Below are 14,227 nucleotides of genomic sequence, written 5' to 3' on the forward strand. Positions count from 1 at the left end.
CGTCGCCCGACGCAAGCCCGATCATTTTTTACTTGCCAGCGCCTCCGTTTTCCCTGAGCCTTGGGGAAAAATAACGATAAGGAGGCATTATGGACATCATCTTCTGGCATCCTACCTTTAACCCGGAAAAGTGGCGACAGGGGCTGAAACAGCGTCTGCCGCAGGCGCGTTTGCGTCCCTGGCAGCCGGACGATAAGGCGCATGCCGACTATGCGCTGGTGCGCAGCGCGCCGGTGGAGATGCTGCGCGGTCGCGGCGGTCTGAAAGCGATCTTCGCCATCGGCGCAGGCGTCGATGATATTTTGGGACAGCTGCAACATCATCCCGATATGATCGATCCCGCCGTGCCGCTGTTTCGCCTGGAAGATACCGGCATGGGGTTGCAGATGCAGGAGTACGCCGTGCATACCCTGTTGGGCTGGTTCCGTCGTTTCGACGACTACCGGCGTCAGCAACAGCAGGCGCTCTGGCAGCCGCTGCCCAACTACCGTCGTGAAAACTTTACCGTCGGCATTCTCGGCGCGGGCGTGCTGGGGCTGAGCGTGGCGGAAAGCCTGAAGCCCTGGGGATTCCCGCTGCGCTGCTGGAGCCGCTCGCCGAAACAGCTGAATGGGATTGAAAGCTTCCACGGCGAGGCGCAGCTGAATGATTTTCTCTCCGGCACCCAGGTGCTGATCAACCTGTTGCCGAACACGCCGCAAACCGTCGGTATCATTAATCGCCAGCTGCTCGATCGCCTGAATGACGGCGCGTTTGTGATGAACCTGGCGCGCGGCGCGCATGTCGTGGAGGACGATCTGCTGGCGGCGCTGAACAGCGAAAAAATCAAGGGCGCGGCGCTGGATGTTTTCGTCAACGAACCGCTTACGCCCGATCACCCGTTCTGGCATCATCCGCGCGTCACGTTAACCCCGCATAATGCCGCCGTCACCCTGCAAAGCGAAGCGATGGACTATATCGCCGACGCGATCCGCCAACTTGAGGCGGGCCAGCAGCCGGAAGGACGCGTCGATTTAACGCGCGGCTATTAACTGTCACTACGGCAGCGCGCCTGCCGTCTCTTTTTAAAGGAGAAAAAGCTGAATGTATCCTGTTGATCTACATATGCATACCGTCGCCAGCACCCACGCCTACAGTACGCTGCATGACTATATCGCCGCCGCGAAGCAAAACGGCATCAAACTGTTCGCTATCACCGATCACGGCCCTGATATGGCCGATGCGCCGCACTACTGGCACTTTATCAATATGCACGTCTGGCCGCGCGTGGTGGATGGCATCGGCATTTTGCGCGGCATCGAAGCGAATATTAAAAATAACGAGGGCGAAATCGACTGCACTGGCCGTATGCTTGACGCGATGGATCTGGTGGTGGCGGGCTTTCACGAGCCCGTTTACGCGCCGCGCGATAAGGCGTCGCACACCGAGGCGATGATCGCCACGATGGCCAGCGGCAACGTGCATATTATCTCTCATCCCGGCAATCCGAAGTTCCCGGTCGATATTCCGGCCATTGCCGCCGCCGCGGCGGAATATAATGTGGCGCTGGAGATCAACAACTCCTCCTTTACCCATTCGCGTCCCGGCAGCGAACCTAACTGCCGCGCCATCGCCGAAGCGGTACGCGACGCTGGCGGCCTGCTGGCGTTCGGCTCCGATTCCCATACCGCTTTTACCCTGGGGAACTTCGAACATTGCCTGCGCATTACGCGCGAGGTGGATTTTCCTGAGGATCGCGTGTTAAATGTCACGCCGCGCCGCCTGCTCGATTTTCTTGAAATGCGGGGCGGGAAGCCTCTCGACGCCTTTGCTGATTTTTAACGGCGGCGTTATCACCTCTGAACGGACTGAAAGTAATGAATGAGTTTTCCATCATCTGCCGCGTAATCGGCTCGCTGTTTAATCGCCAGCCGCAGGACCCGCTGCTGGAGCCGCTGTTCACCCTGATCCGCGAAGGCAAGCTGCAACAGCACTGGCCGCTGGAGCAGGATGAGCTGCTGGCGCGCCTGCGTCAGCACTGCGATCCGCAGACGCTGGCGGCCGATTACAATGCGCTGTTCGTCGGGAGTGAATGCAAAGTGCCGCCGTACGGATCGCAGTGGAAAGAGGGGCCGACAGAGGCGGAGGCGCGCAGCTTTTTACAGCAGCGCGGCATGCCGTTGACGGACGCGCCCGCCGACAGCTTCGGCGCGCTGCTGCTGGCGGCCTCCTGGCTGGAAGACCAGGCGCAGGAAGATGAGATCCAGGCGCAGATTGCGCTGTTCGATCAGCTGCTGCTGCCCTGGTGCGGCGCATTCCTCGGCAAGGTAGAGGCGCACGCCGCCAGCGGTTTTTACCGCACGCTGGCGGCAATCAGCCGCGAAGCGTTACAGGCGATGCGCGAAGAGCTGGCCGAAGCGGAAGAGGATCACGAGGCGGACGCGGACGACGAAGCGTAAACCTCAGGGCGTCAGCCAGATCGGTTCGGCTGCGCCCAGCGGTCCGCCCGCCCGCGACCAGAGCAGCGGCGTGCCGGGCAGCCAGAACGGCGGTTTCAGGCGATAGCCGAGGCCGAGCGGGGTCAGCTCCAGCGTATCGCGCTCATCATAAGGCAACGACGGAGCGAGACCGGCGGCCGCCATGCCCGCCGGATAAGGATGCGAGGTCAGCAAATGCGCGGTGCGCGCCAGCGACAAACGCGCCCTCACGCCGGTGCCATGGGTGACGCGCTGGCGCATCCCTTCCAGCGCCGCGGCGGCCATCAGATAACCGGTGGCGTGATCCAGCGCCTGTACCGGCAGCGGCTGCGGCGTGTCGGCGCCGTGCCAGCGCTGTCCGGCGTCGGCGATGCCGCACGCCATCTGTACCAGGCTGTCGAAACCGCGCCGGTTACGCCACGGGCCGCTCCAGCCCCAGGCGTTCAGGCTAACGTCGATCAGGCCTGGCGCAAGCTGTTGTAAGCGCGCGCTGTCATAGCCCAGCGCCTCCAGCGCGTCGGCGCGATAGCCATGCACCAACACATCCGTCTGCATTAACAGCCGTTCAAACTGCTGGCGGCCCGCGTCGCTTTTCAGATCGAGACGCGCGCAGCGTTTGCCCAGCATCATCTCTTCTTCCAGCGTGGGTTCTTCCCAGTCGGGCGGATCGAGGCGCAGCACCTCGGCGCCCAGTCCGGCAAGAAACCGCGTCGCCACCGGCCCGGCAATAACGCGCGTTAAATCGAGAACCCGCACGCCGTGAAGCGGGCGAGCGATAGGCAGGGCCCAGGCGGGCGGCGCGCTTTCCGCCTGCGATTGCCAGGCGATCAGCGGCTCCTGCGCCACGCTTTGGCCCTGCGGATGCTGTCGCCACGCCTCAAGGCTGCGCATCTCTGCGGCACAGCCGCCCGCATCGACAATCGCCTGTTCCAGCGTCTGCTTTTGCCAGCCCGCCACAATCCGCGCCAGCGCCGCGCGGTCGGGCTGTTTGCCCAATACGCGCTCCATCGACTGGCGATGGTGCGGCGCATTGGTATGCAGACGGATCCAGCCATCGGCGGTTTGGTAGTCGCCAGCGAAGGCATCCCAGGCGGGCGGCAGCGGACGATTGATCGGACGAAAGCTGTGCTGAAACCAGCGCGAGGCGAGATGCGCATCCAGCCGCGGTTTTGCCGGATTGCCGGTCAGCGCCGCCGCTGCCTGCGCAGCCAGCGCGATGCTGGCGGCGGCCAGCTCGCTGACCGGATAAACGGAACAAAAGGCGTCATGCCCCTGCCAGACGATCTGAGGAACCGGCGTGTGCTCATCGCGTAAACCGTGCCAGAGCTGCTGCCAGAGTCGTGCCGCCAGATTGGTATCCATCTTCTTCTCCCTCGCTACGTTGCTCTTTCACCTTAGCAAGGGATGGCCTTTTTTTCCTGTTACGGACGGGGCGGCCGCCGCAGCGGAAAACGTGGGAAGCGGGCGTGCATGCGCAGGTTGCGGATATTGATCACCGCAACGGCGGTGCCGAAGATAACCAGTAGCGAACCGGCAATCTTAAACAGATTCATGCTGTCGCCCAGCACCAGTACGCCCATAATCACCGCCAGCACCGGCGTCAGCAGCGAGTAGGGCATAATCAGGTTGACGTTATATTTCCGCAGCAGTGCATACCACAGGGAATAGGCGACAACGGAAGAGGCGATGGCGCTGTAGAGGATGCCGAACCAGCCGCGCCAGGAAGCGTGCAGCAGCGCGTCGATCTGGTGCGATTCAGTCAGCCAGGAGGTGGCGCCCACGATCGGGATCGCCAGAAAAGAGAGCCAGCCGGTCATGGCGAGCGGCTTAATCGGCGGCGCCTTTTTCACAATCAGGTTGCTGATCGCCCAGCCGACGGCACTGGTTAACAGCAGCGCCAGCACCCACCAGCTGGGAATGGTCGGGCTGCCGGTCAGCACCGCGACGCCGCTCAGCGAGATGGCGATGCCGAACAGCTGAATAAAGGAGAGCGACTCTTTCAGAATCACCCACGCCAGCAGCATGGCGATCGGCGTGCCCAGCTGCACCACCACCGCGCCGGTACCGGCATCGGTGTAGCGAATGCCGACGAACAGCAGCGAAAAGTGCATAAAGCCGAAGGTAAAGGCGAGCGCCGCCAGCCAGGGCAGCTGAGCGCGCGTGACGCGGTTAAAGGGCACCAGCACCAGCGCCACGACGACAAACCGCATGCAGGTCATAAACAGCGGCGGCAGATCGAGCAGTCCCCATTTAATGGCGACGTTATTAAACGCCCAAATCGATACAACCATCAATACCAGAAAAAAATGACGCAGCGCCACGTATCTATCCTTTATTGTCTGCCGTAATCCATTAATTATCATGACAGGTATTAGCCAGCAGACAAGCGCCGCAGCGGTGGTTTTGTGCAGGCGGCGCGGCGCGCGCCTTATCCCGTAGCCGCAGTTAAGTCTCAGAAAAAGTTATGAGACAGCGTAAAACAGAGATGCAATACTTTGCAGCCGATACGCCTCTTTCACAGAAAAAGGATTCGGTATGACCGCTTCGCAGTTGTCTTTAGCGTTAATTCAGCTGGATATTCCTCCCGTCCCGGTGCGCGACCGCATCGGCGAACAGGCGCGTTGGTTTATTGATGCGTTGCGCCTGACGCCGCACGATTATGTGATCTGTCGTCCCGATCTGGGCGAGTCGCTGCCCGATTTCAACGCCGTCAGCGGCGCAATCCTCAGTGGCTCCTGGGCGATGGTCACCGACCATGCCGAATGGAGCGAGCGCACCGCCGCCTGGGTGCGTGCGGCGACAGAGCAGTCGCTGCCGCTGCTGGGCGTCTGCTACGGCCATCAGCTGATGGCCTATGCCCTCGGCGGCGAAGTGGGCGATAACCCGTACGGCTGGGAGCGGGGCGCGCTGCCGGTCTCGCTGCTGGCGGGCGCGCAGGCCGATCCGCTGTTGCAGGCGCTGCCCGCCACCTTCGCCGCCTGGCTTTCCCATCGTCAGACGGTGCTGACGCCGCCGCCCGGCGCGCGCGTGCTGGCGCGTTCCGCCGCCGACGACTGCCAGATTGTGCGCTATAGCCCGCAGGCGCTGTCGGTGCAGTTTCATCCCGAATTTGACGCGCGCATCATGCAGGCTTGCCTGGGCGTCGGGAGCGACTTCGATCCTGAGGCGCAGCCTGCTACCGACAGCGCGCGGCTGATTTTGCAGCGCTTCTGGCGCAGCCTGAACCAGCGGGAACAGATCAGCGCCTGACGCTGAATCTTTCCGTCGCGCTCACACTTTTATCCTGTGGCGACTGACAAAGTCGTATGTCTCGGTCATGTTAATAAATGGTTATTCATTTGTTAGCTACTTATCGCCACGGGAGAATGTGTATGCGTTACGCCTGGCCTGGATATCAAGATTCGCTGATTGCGCTGCAACAGCGCTACGGCAACTACATCAACGGCGAGTTTGTGCCGCCGGTTGAGGGGCAATATTTTACCAACACCTCGCCGGTGGACGGCTCGGTGATCGGCGAGTTCCCACGATCCGGCCAGCAGGATATCGAGCTGGCGCTGGACGCCGCTCACGCCGCCGCCGAACGCTGGGGCAAAACCTCAGTGCAGGCGCGTTCCCGGCTGCTGCTGAAAATCGCCGACCGCCTGGAGCAGAATCTGGAGCGGATGGCAGTCAACGAAACCTGGGATAACGGCAAGCCGGTGCGTGAAACGCTGGCGGCCGATCTGCCGTTAGCCGTCGACCACTTCCGCTATTTCGCCGGCTGCATTCGCGCGCAGGAAGGTACGGCGGCGGAGATCGACGAACATACCGCCGCGTACCATATTCATGAGCCGCTCGGCGTGGTGGGGCAGATTATCCCGTGGAACTTCCCGCTGCTGATGGCGGCCTGGAAGCTGGCGCCCGCGCTGGCGGCGGGCAACTGCGTGGTGCTGAAGCCGGCGGAACAGACGCCGCTGTCGATTACGCTGTTTGCCGAACTGATGGGCGATATTCTTCCGCCGGGCGTGCTGAACGTGGTGCACGGCTATGGCCGTGAGGCGGGCGAAGCGCTGGCGGGCAATCCGCGCATCGCCAAAATCGCCTTTACCGGGTCTACCGCCACCGGTACCCATATTCTTGAGCTGGCGGCGAAAAACCTGATCCCGTCCACCGTCGAGCTGGGCGGCAAATCCCCCAACATCTTCTTCGAAGATATTATGCAGGCGGAACCCGCCTTTATTGAAAAAGCGGCGGAAGGGGTGGTGCTGGGCTTCCTCAACCAGGGCGAGGTTTGCACCTGTCCGTCACGCGCGCTGATTCAGGAGTCAATTTACGAACCCTTTATCGCCGCGGTAATGGCGCGTATTAAAACCATCCGGCGCGGCGACCCGCTTGACACCGACACCATGGTGGGCGCGCAGGCGTCGCAGCAGCAGTTCGACAAAATCCTCTCTTACCTGGAAATCGCGCAGAAAGAGGGCGCGGAAATCCTGACAGGCGGCGGCGTCGAACAGACCGAGGGCCAGCTGAAAAGCGGTTATTATATACAGCCGACGCTGCTCAAGGGCCGTAACGATATGCGCGTCTTCCAGGAGGAGATTTTCGGCCCGGTGATCGGCATCACCACTTTTAAAGATGAGGCGGAAGCGATCGCTATCGCCAACGATTCGATCTACGGCCTCGGCGCGGGCGTCTGGACGCGCGATATCAATCGCGCCTGGCGCGTAGGCCGGGCGATCAAGGCGGGGCGCGTCTGGACCAACTGCTATCATCTCTATCCGGCGCACGCCGCGTTCGGCGGCTACAAGAAATCGGGGATCGGCCGCGAGACCCATAAAATGATGCTGGATCATTATCAGCAGACGAAAAACCTGCTGGTCAGCTACAGCATCGATCCGCTGGGTTTCTTCTGAAACCGCTGAGCAGTCAGTGAGACGGGGCGATAAGCGCCCCGTTTTTTTATTTCTTTCTCCCGCCTTGCCTGGCGCTGCACGCCGGGCGTTCTATGCTTAGCGTTCAGATACCGTAACGGGAGCGGCAGCGATGACCGTGGGAATTTTGCTGCTGGCGGCAGGAGAAAGCGCGCGTTATCGCGCCGCCTGCGGTCGGCATAAACTGCTGGAGTCGATAGAGGGCGAGACGATGCTGGCGCGTTGCTACCGCATCGCCCGGCAAAGCGATCTGCCGGTCGCGGTGGTGCTACGGCCGGAGCCGCTGGCGCTGCGGCGTTGTCTCGGCGGCGCGCGTCAGATCGTGCTCGCCAGCGACGGCATCGGCAGCTCCATCGCCGCTGGCGTACGCGCCACCGCGCACTGGGACGGCTGGCTGATTATGCTGGCGGATATGCCCTGGCTACAGCCGACAACGCTGCGCCAGGTGGCGCAGGCATTAACGCTTCATGCGCAGGCGCGCGCCTGCTGGCGCGGGCAGCCGGGTCATCCGGTGGGCTTCAGCCGCGCCAGCTATGCGCAGCTGACGACGCTGGAGGGCGAAACGGCGGCGCGCGAGTTGCTGATGCGGCAGGGCGTCCATCTGCTGGCGACGGATGATGCGGGCGCGGTGCGCGATATCGATCTGCCGTCAATGTGGTCAAACGGAGAAACCTGATGCAGTCACTGGATCAGCAGGTTATCGCCTGCGCGCTGAAATGGCACCGGCAGGGGGACGACATCTGGCTCTGCACCGTGCTGCATAGCTGGGGCTCTGCGCCGCGCGCGCCTGGCGCGATGCTGGTGGCGAATCAGCAAGGGGAATTCTGCGGATCGCTGTCCGGCGGCTGCATTGAGGATGATTTTCTGGCGCGTCTGCAACAGGGCGCGTTTATACGCGACAGCCAGCTGGCACGCTACGGCGAAGGCGGGCTGGATGCGCAGGTTCGCCTGCCGTGCGGCGGCGTGCTGGAGGTGCTGATCGAACATCTGCCCGCTGACGCGGCGACGCTGACGCACCTTACGCTGCTGCATCGGGCGCTGGAAGGGGGCGATCGTCTGATCAAGCAGGTGATTATCGGTCAGACCGCGCGGCTGGAAACGGCCCGCGACGACGCGCTGCACACGCTGCATTACGACTGCGACAGCGTATCGTTGCCGATCGGCAGCGTGCCGACGCTGCTGCTGGCAGGCTATTCCACCGTGGCGGGCGAATGCCTGCGGCTGGCGCTGATGCTGGGAATGCAGGTTATCGTCTGCGAACACCGCGAGACCTTCTGGCGGCAGCTGCAGGAGAATCATCCTGAACAGCCAGCGCTGCGCTGCATCAATCAGCATCCGGCGCGCTATCTGGAACTGCACGGCGCCAGCGCGCAGACGGCGGTGATCTGCGCCACGCACGATCCGCGCGTTGACGATCTCGCTCTGCTGGAAGCGGTAAACACTCCGGCCTTTTATCTCGGCGCGATGGGATCGGCCAGCAACAGCCAGCAGCGTCTGGCGCGGCTGCGACGCATCGGCGAGCTGGATGAGGGCAGCCTGCGGCGCATTCACGCGCCGGTCGGGCTGCCGATCGGCAGCAAAACCCCGACGGAGATTGCGCTGGCGATCATGGCGGATATCGTGCGGGTCCGAAACGGACGTCCCTTGCTGGCAACGGCGTAATGCGCCAATGCGGAAAAAACGCAAAAAAGCGGCGGTTTATCTCAGGATCTGGCGCAGCGGCCCGATATTACTATGATTAATAAGGATGCCCTTTCACCGGAGGATAATGATGTCATTTAGCCGCAGCCTGCCCGACGAACGTGATGAAACGCTGGACGCTCTGGAAGAGAGCCTGATTGCGGTGAATTTGCCGGGACGACAACCGCTGTATCTGAGCGACAGGGAGCGCGCGCCCGCCATAATGAGCGACCACTACGGCGCGCTGCGCGATCCGCTGTATGAATCTGACGAACGCGTTATCTGGCGATAAGGGGTAACGGCTTCAGCGGCGCGTTTGCGCCACTGTCTTATCGTCAGACGTGCGCGGTTTTAAAAATCGCCACGCTGCGGGTGAGGTGAGAAGCCTGATCTTCCAGCGACGCGGCGGCGGCGGCGGCCTGTTCAACCAGTGCGGCGTTCTGCTGCGTCACTTCATCCATCTGCGCGACCGCCAGGCCCACATGCTCAATGCCGTTTGCCTGTTCATCAGAGGCCGTGGAGATCTCATTCATGATCTCCGACACGCGCTGAATCGAGGTCACGATATCTTTCATCGTGGAGCCGGCATCGGCCACCAGACCGGTGCCCTCCGTCACGCGCTCGGTTGACTGATGGATCAGCCCTTTAATCTCTTTCGCCGCCGTGGCGCTGCGCTGCGCCAGCGCGCGCACTTCGCTGGCGACTACCGCGAAACCGCGACCCTGTTCGCCCGCCCGCGCCGCTTCCACCGCCGCGTTCAGCGCCAGGATATTGGTCTGGAAAGCGATGCCTTCGATTGTGCCGATAATATCGACGATATGCTGCGAGCTTTCCGCAATCGCCGACATGGTGGTAACCACCTGGCCGACCACATCGCCGCCGCGCAGCGCAACCTGCGACGCGTCGCTGGCCAGCGAGCTGGCGTGCTGGGCGTTTGAGGTGTTTTGGCGCACGGTAGCGGTAAGCTGCTCCATGCTGGCGGAGGTCTCTTCCAGCGATGCCGCCTGCTGCTCGGTGCGGCTGGAGAGATCGATGTTGCCGGTAGCCACTTCTTTCGCGGCGTTATCGATTGAGGAGGCCGCATTCTGGATATCGGAGACCACGCGGGTGAGCTGAGCCTGCATTGTCGCCAGCGCCTCGATCAGCACGCCGGTTTCATCACGGGAGTTCGCCACCAGACGGGTGGTTAAATCGCCGGTGGCGATGGCCTGTGCCGCCAACACCGCGCGTTGCAGCGGCGCGGTAATAGCGCGCGTCAGCAGGTAGCCCAGAGTGATGGCAATCGCCAGACCGAGCAGGGAACCCAGAATCAGGGTGAGGGTGGTTTGCGACGTGGTTGAGGCGACGGCTTCCTGACGCTTCGCCAGCAGACCCTGCTCCTCGCCCGCCATTTCGCCGATAATCGTCCGCATGCCATCCATCTGCGTTTTGCCGGTGTTGGCTTCAAATTCGCTGATAAAGAGATCATACGGCATCGTTCCGGCCGTGACCGCACGACGATTTTCTATCAGACGCGCGGCGAAATCCTGTGTCCAGTTCTGCTGCTGCTGAAGCAGACGCGCCAGGCGATCCTGTTGCACTGGGTTATCCGAGGTCAGCTGTTTCGCTTTCTCCAGATGCTCCATAAACGCTTTCTGTCCCAGCGTGAAAGGCTGGAGCATATCTTCCTTACCGTTGAGCGCGTAACCACGCAGGCCCGTTTCCATATTGACCAGGCTTTCCACCAGACCGCGACTTTCGTCGATCACCTGGTAAGTGTGCACATTCCAGTCATTTGCTTTCACGATACGTGAAAAATTGCCATAGAAAGTGGCGCAGATAATCAGCATGACTGCAATGACCGCACCGAAAGCGAGGATGAACTTTCGCCGTATAGTTAAATTTTTAAACATAATGAATTACCTGCGTGTTGTATGTGGATCCCGTTATCTATCCAGGGGACGCCTGGATATCGGCGTTGGCAGGCAAATCTTTAGCTCAGCACGTGTAAGCCATTGTGAATGGCGCAGAAGCGAGGCGGCTTCAGTTTCGTCGCTGCTTTCCGTAGGCGGCGGGCGTGACGACGAGGGGGCGGAATGAGGCTGGCTAGATACGCGGAAAGGTGGCTGCCAGATGATCGATAAACGCCCGTACCGCGGGCGGCAGGCCCCGGCGCGTGGTAAAAACCAGATGCACGATCCCGGCCTGTCCGCGCCAGGGACGAAAAACCTGCACCAGCTCGCCGCTGTTCAGCTGGGCGGTGCAGCTGTGGTCCGGCAGCAGGGCGATGCCTAAGCCACTGACTGCCGCCGCGCGCACCGCCAGAAAATCCCCACAGCTCATGCGCGGCTCGTGTTTGATCAGGCGGCGCTCCCCCTGATGGTTTTCCAGCGGCCAGGTCAACTCGCCCGGCTCATCGCTGGTGCCAAGCGTGGGCCATTGATTCAGCGTATCGATATCATCGCTCAGACGCGCGGCAAGCGTCGGGCTGGCGACCAGAATGCGATGTGACACGCCGAGCGTGCGCATGATCAGATCGGCGTCGCTGGTCAGCTCCGTGCGCACCCGCAGGGCGATATCGATACGCTCGTGAATCAAATCCACCGGGCGATCGAGGGCGATGATTTGCAGCTTAACGTGCGGGTAGCGCGTCAGAAACGCAGGCAGGTGAGGTTGAATCACCTCCACCAGGCCGGTCGGACAGCTGAAGCGCACGCGTCCATGCGGCTCGGCCTTCGCTTCCGCCACGACTGCCTCCGCCTGTTCTGCGTCCAGCAGCAGAATGCGGCAGCGCTCATAGAACGCCTCTCCCACCTCCGTCATCCGAAAGCGTCGGCTGGTGCGTTCGATCAACCGCATCCCCAGACGTTCTTCCAGCGCGAAAATACGGCGGCTGAGGCGTGATTTCGGTACGCCCAGCGCCCGGCTCGCCGCAGCAAAGCCGCCATGAGAAATCACCTGCGCAAACCAGTAGTAATCGTTAAAATCTGCCCGCACTGTCGTTCTCCTTATAGAACGCTGCATCTTAATTTTGCCGTCTGTTCCCTCATCGTTGCACATATATGCTTTTCTTCAAGACGAAGGGTCGTCCTTACAGGAGAAAAATCATGAACGGCACATTCAGCAATAAAGTGGTTATCGTTACCGGCGGCACCAGCGGCATCGGCCTGGCGACGGCAAAGGCGTTTGCGCAGCAGGGCGCGGCAGTGTTTATTACCGGCCGCCGTCAGGAGGCGCTTGACGCCGCCGTGCGCGAGATTGGCGGACAGGTGACCGGCGTGCGCGCCGATATGAGTCGTCTGGAGGATATCGACCGCCTGTATGACGCGGTGCAGCAGCGGCATAGCCATATCGATGTGATTTTCGCCAACGCCGGCGGCGGCGATTTCTCGCCGCTGGGCGCCATCAGCGAGGCACATTTTGACAGCGCTTTTAACACTAACGTCAAAGGCGTGCTGTTTACCGTGCAAAAAGCGCTGCCGCTGCTGCGCGACGGCGGATCGGTGGTGCTGACCGCCTCCACCACCAGCATTTCCGGCACGCCCGCCTTTAGCGTGTATTCCGCTACCAAGGCGGCGGTGCGCAGCTTCGCCCGTAACTGGATACTGGACCTGAAAGATCGTCATATTCGCGTTAATGTCGTCAGCCCCGGCGTGACTGAAACGGCCGGACTGAATGGGCTGTTCGGCAGCGGCGAGGAGGCAGAGGCGTTTAAGTCTTCTCTTATCAGCCAGATACCGTCGGGCCGGGTAGGGCAGCCGAAGGAGATCGCCAACGCGGTGCTGTTCCTGGCATCTGAAGAGGCGAGCTTCATTAATGGCGTCGAACTGTTTGTCGACGGCGGCATGACGCAGATCTAACCTGCGTTAGAGAAAAGCAGGAGTGAGCAAGTAAAAATCACAGCAATATTAAGATAAATTTACTTTAATCCCGGAGTCCCTCTTTTATTATCAACGGGCTTGTTACCTTTATTAATAACAGGCTTGTTACCCTGCGCGTCAAATAATGGCGCGCAGGGTAATGTCCTTCCAGAAAAAAATTAATTCATCTCTTAAAAGGATTTTGAGTTATGAAGAAAACCACGCTGTTCGTTCTGTTATCGTCGTTGTTGACAAGTGGCGCCGCACTGGCCTCGCATCACTCTTTTTCTGTTGGGTACGCGCAGAGTAAAGTGGAAGACTTTAAGCGTATCGGTGGCCTGAACCTGCAATATCGCTATGAGTCTGTTCTTCCGGTCAGCCTGATCGCCGCTTTTAGCTGGCAGGAAGGCAGCGACAACATCGGGAATGGCAGCGGCTCGTTTGACGTTATAAATAAGCGCAGCGAAATCGATATAAAATATTACTCCCTGCTGGCGGGACCGGCTTACCGTATTAACAGCCTGATCTCACTTTATGCGGTCGGTGGTTTCGCGCGAACAAAGGCGACGGGTAATACGCAGCGACAGATGAATAACAACAGCATTAAACGACGTGCTCTTTACGGACGCGAAACGTCGTTTGCTTATGGCGCAGGGATTATTATTAATCCACGCGATTATTTAACCGTTAACCTGGGGTATGAAGGAACTCGCATCAATATGGCTGACGATCACCGCATCAATGGTTTTAATATCGGCGTGGGGTATCGTTTTTAAGTAGCCTGTAGTAAATTTTCTAAAAAACAAAGGCGGCCCTATGCGGTCGCCTTTGTTTTTTATTCAGGTGATAAGCAGATGGATAACAGTCGTTTCGTATAAAAATTCCAGTTGCGCTATTCAGGGTTCGGTGTGGAACTATCAAAGACGTCAAGAAAAGTATTAACTTTAATTTGAGATAACGGGTTGACAGATAATAACGAGGCAGACCGCCATCCTAAAAGGCATGGCTGAAAAAAGTGAGTTAAATAAAAACACTGTCGCATGAATAAGGTCAGCTCCCTCCGAAGGTAAGAAAAATGAAATTATTTTTATAAAACAGATTGTTGGCGATGAAATTTCTGAGTTTTATATTTGCCGGATAAAAGTTGAAGCCAGCTTTAGATCTGGCATTTGACATTGTCGGCGTTGGCGTTTTATTTTAATAGCGCATCGATAAGCAGATGGTCAATTAACGAAATTTTAACATAAATAGGGTTGGGTAGCTCTCCTTTGTCCGTTTTTTGAGGAGGCGGATTTCGTCGTTTTCCCCACACAAAGCGGCGTTTTATAGTGTCATACAACAT

14 protein-coding genes are annotated in these 14,227 nt (G+C 59.8%); 10 read left to right on the forward strand and 4 right to left on the reverse strand.

Translation table 11 applies throughout. The features are described from left to right. Positions 1-89: 89 nt before the first annotated feature. Genes ghrA through C2E16_RS09170 form a run of 3 tightly spaced genes read left to right on the forward strand, consistent with a single transcriptional unit; the run spans position 90 to position 2,438 of the window. Positions 90-1,031 carry a glyoxylate/hydroxypyruvate reductase GhrA gene (ghrA, locus tag C2E16_RS09160; RefSeq protein WP_038626545.1) on the forward strand — a complete coding sequence of 314 codons (942 nt, stop codon included), beginning with the start codon at positions 90-92 and terminating at the stop codon, positions 1,029-1,031. A 52-nt stretch (positions 1,032-1,083) separates the two neighbouring features. Next, positions 1,084-1,821, forward strand: a complete 738-nt coding sequence (locus tag C2E16_RS09165) for a phosphatase (RefSeq protein WP_038626543.1) — start codon at positions 1,084-1,086, stop codon at positions 1,819-1,821. Positions 1,822-1,856: 35 nt separating this feature from the next. After that, positions 1,857-2,438, forward strand: coding sequence for a TorD/DmsD family molecular chaperone (locus tag C2E16_RS09170; RefSeq protein ID WP_084971672.1), 582 nt, complete (start codon positions 1,857-1,859; stop codon positions 2,436-2,438). Between the two features lie 3 nt (positions 2,439-2,441). Here the strand turns inward: C2E16_RS09170 and C2E16_RS09175 are convergent, their stop codons facing one another. After that, positions 2,442-3,818: a CoA transferase gene (locus C2E16_RS09175; protein ID WP_104951477.1), complete on the reverse strand. Its 1,377-nt coding sequence runs from the start codon at positions 3,816-3,818 to the stop codon at positions 2,442-2,444. A gap of 59 nt (positions 3,819-3,877) precedes the next feature. Continuing rightward, on the reverse strand, positions 3,878-4,777 hold the full coding sequence (locus tag C2E16_RS09180) for a DMT family transporter (protein WP_084971731.1): 900 nt from the start codon (positions 4,775-4,777) through the stop codon (positions 3,878-3,880). A gap of 214 nt (positions 4,778-4,991) precedes the next feature. On the opposite strand from C2E16_RS09180, the gene C2E16_RS09185 reads away from it, so the two are divergent. The 5 genes from C2E16_RS09185 to C2E16_RS09205 all read left to right on the forward strand — a co-directional run bounded on the left by C2E16_RS09185 (position 4,992) and on the right by C2E16_RS09205 (position 9,338). Continuing rightward, positions 4,992-5,705, forward strand: a complete 714-nt coding sequence (locus C2E16_RS09185) for a glutamine amidotransferase (RefSeq protein WP_104951478.1) — start codon at positions 4,992-4,994, stop codon at positions 5,703-5,705. Positions 5,706-5,827: 122 nt separating this feature from the next. Next, positions 5,828-7,348: an acetaldehyde dehydrogenase ExaC gene (exaC, locus tag C2E16_RS09190; protein ID WP_038626536.1), complete on the forward strand. Its 1,521-nt coding sequence runs from the start codon at positions 5,828-5,830 to the stop codon at positions 7,346-7,348. A 130-nt stretch (positions 7,349-7,478) separates the two neighbouring features. Next, positions 7,479-8,042, forward strand: coding sequence for a nucleotidyltransferase family protein (locus C2E16_RS09195; protein ID WP_104951479.1), 564 nt, complete (start codon positions 7,479-7,481; stop codon positions 8,040-8,042). After that, positions 8,042-9,028 (forward strand): XdhC family protein, encoded by a 987-nt coding sequence (locus C2E16_RS09200; RefSeq protein WP_038626532.1) that lies wholly within the window; start codon positions 8,042-8,044, stop codon positions 9,026-9,028. The genes C2E16_RS09195 and C2E16_RS09200 overlap by 1 nt, the downstream gene beginning before the upstream one ends. A 109-nt stretch (positions 9,029-9,137) precedes the next feature. Continuing rightward, positions 9,138-9,338, forward strand: coding sequence for a hypothetical protein (locus C2E16_RS09205; protein WP_038626530.1), 201 nt, complete (start codon positions 9,138-9,140; stop codon positions 9,336-9,338). 43 nt (positions 9,339-9,381) lie between these two features. Here the strand turns inward: C2E16_RS09205 and C2E16_RS09210 are convergent, their stop codons facing one another. Then, positions 9,382-10,938 carry a methyl-accepting chemotaxis protein gene (locus C2E16_RS09210; RefSeq protein ID WP_052133904.1) on the reverse strand — a complete coding sequence of 519 codons (1,557 nt, stop codon included), beginning with the start codon at positions 10,936-10,938 and terminating at the stop codon, positions 9,382-9,384. A gap of 193 nt (positions 10,939-11,131) precedes the next feature. After that, positions 11,132-12,022, reverse strand: a complete 891-nt coding sequence (locus tag C2E16_RS09215; RefSeq protein ID WP_038626529.1) for a LysR family transcriptional regulator — start codon at positions 12,020-12,022, stop codon at positions 11,132-11,134. Between the two features lie 110 nt (positions 12,023-12,132). Between C2E16_RS09215 and C2E16_RS09220 the strand changes: the two genes are divergently transcribed. Together C2E16_RS09220 and C2E16_RS09225 are read left to right on the forward strand one after the other, a co-directional pair. Further along, positions 12,133-12,885 (forward strand): SDR family NAD(P)-dependent oxidoreductase, encoded by a 753-nt coding sequence (locus C2E16_RS09220; protein WP_038626527.1) that lies wholly within the window; start codon positions 12,133-12,135, stop codon positions 12,883-12,885. Positions 12,886-13,094: 209 nt separating this feature from the next. Continuing rightward, positions 13,095-13,661 (forward strand): Ail/Lom family outer membrane beta-barrel protein, encoded by a 567-nt coding sequence (locus C2E16_RS09225; protein ID WP_038626525.1) that lies wholly within the window; start codon positions 13,095-13,097, stop codon positions 13,659-13,661. Positions 13,662-14,227 lie beyond the last annotated feature (566 nt).

The organism is Mixta calida, assembly GCF_002953215.1.
GTDB lineage: Bacteria > Pseudomonadota > Gammaproteobacteria > Enterobacterales > Enterobacteriaceae > Mixta > Mixta calida.

What these genes read in the sequence shown, in the direction of transcription:
- ghrA (WP_038626545.1), top strand. Translation starts at nt 90, where the DNA reads ATGGACATCATCTTCTGGCATCCTACCTTTAACCCGGAAAAGTGGCGA.
- C2E16_RS09165 (WP_038626543.1), top strand. Translation starts at nt 1,084, where the DNA reads ATGTATCCTGTTGATCTACATATGCATACCGTCGCCAGCACCCACGCC.
- C2E16_RS09170 (WP_084971672.1), top strand. Translation starts at nt 1,857, where the DNA reads ATGAATGAGTTTTCCATCATCTGCCGCGTAATCGGCTCGCTGTTTAAT.
- C2E16_RS09175 (WP_104951477.1), bottom strand. Translation starts at nt 3,818, where the DNA reads ATGGATACCAATCTGGCGGCACGACTCTGGCAGCAGCTCTGGCACGGT.
- C2E16_RS09185 (WP_104951478.1), top strand. Translation starts at nt 4,992, where the DNA reads ATGACCGCTTCGCAGTTGTCTTTAGCGTTAATTCAGCTGGATATTCCT.
- exaC (WP_038626536.1), top strand. Translation starts at nt 5,828, where the DNA reads ATGCGTTACGCCTGGCCTGGATATCAAGATTCGCTGATTGCGCTGCAA.
- C2E16_RS09195 (WP_104951479.1), top strand. Translation starts at nt 7,479, where the DNA reads ATGACCGTGGGAATTTTGCTGCTGGCGGCAGGAGAAAGCGCGCGTTAT.
- C2E16_RS09200 (WP_038626532.1), top strand. Translation starts at nt 8,042, where the DNA reads ATGCAGTCACTGGATCAGCAGGTTATCGCCTGCGCGCTGAAATGGCAC.
- C2E16_RS09205 (WP_038626530.1), top strand. Translation starts at nt 9,138, where the DNA reads ATGTCATTTAGCCGCAGCCTGCCCGACGAACGTGATGAAACGCTGGAC.
- C2E16_RS09210 (WP_052133904.1), bottom strand. Translation starts at nt 10,938, where the DNA reads ATGTTTAAAAATTTAACTATACGGCGAAAGTTCATCCTCGCTTTCGGT.
- C2E16_RS09220 (WP_038626527.1), top strand. Translation starts at nt 12,133, where the DNA reads ATGAACGGCACATTCAGCAATAAAGTGGTTATCGTTACCGGCGGCACC.
- C2E16_RS09225 (WP_038626525.1), top strand. Translation starts at nt 13,095, where the DNA reads ATGAAGAAAACCACGCTGTTCGTTCTGTTATCGTCGTTGTTGACAAGT.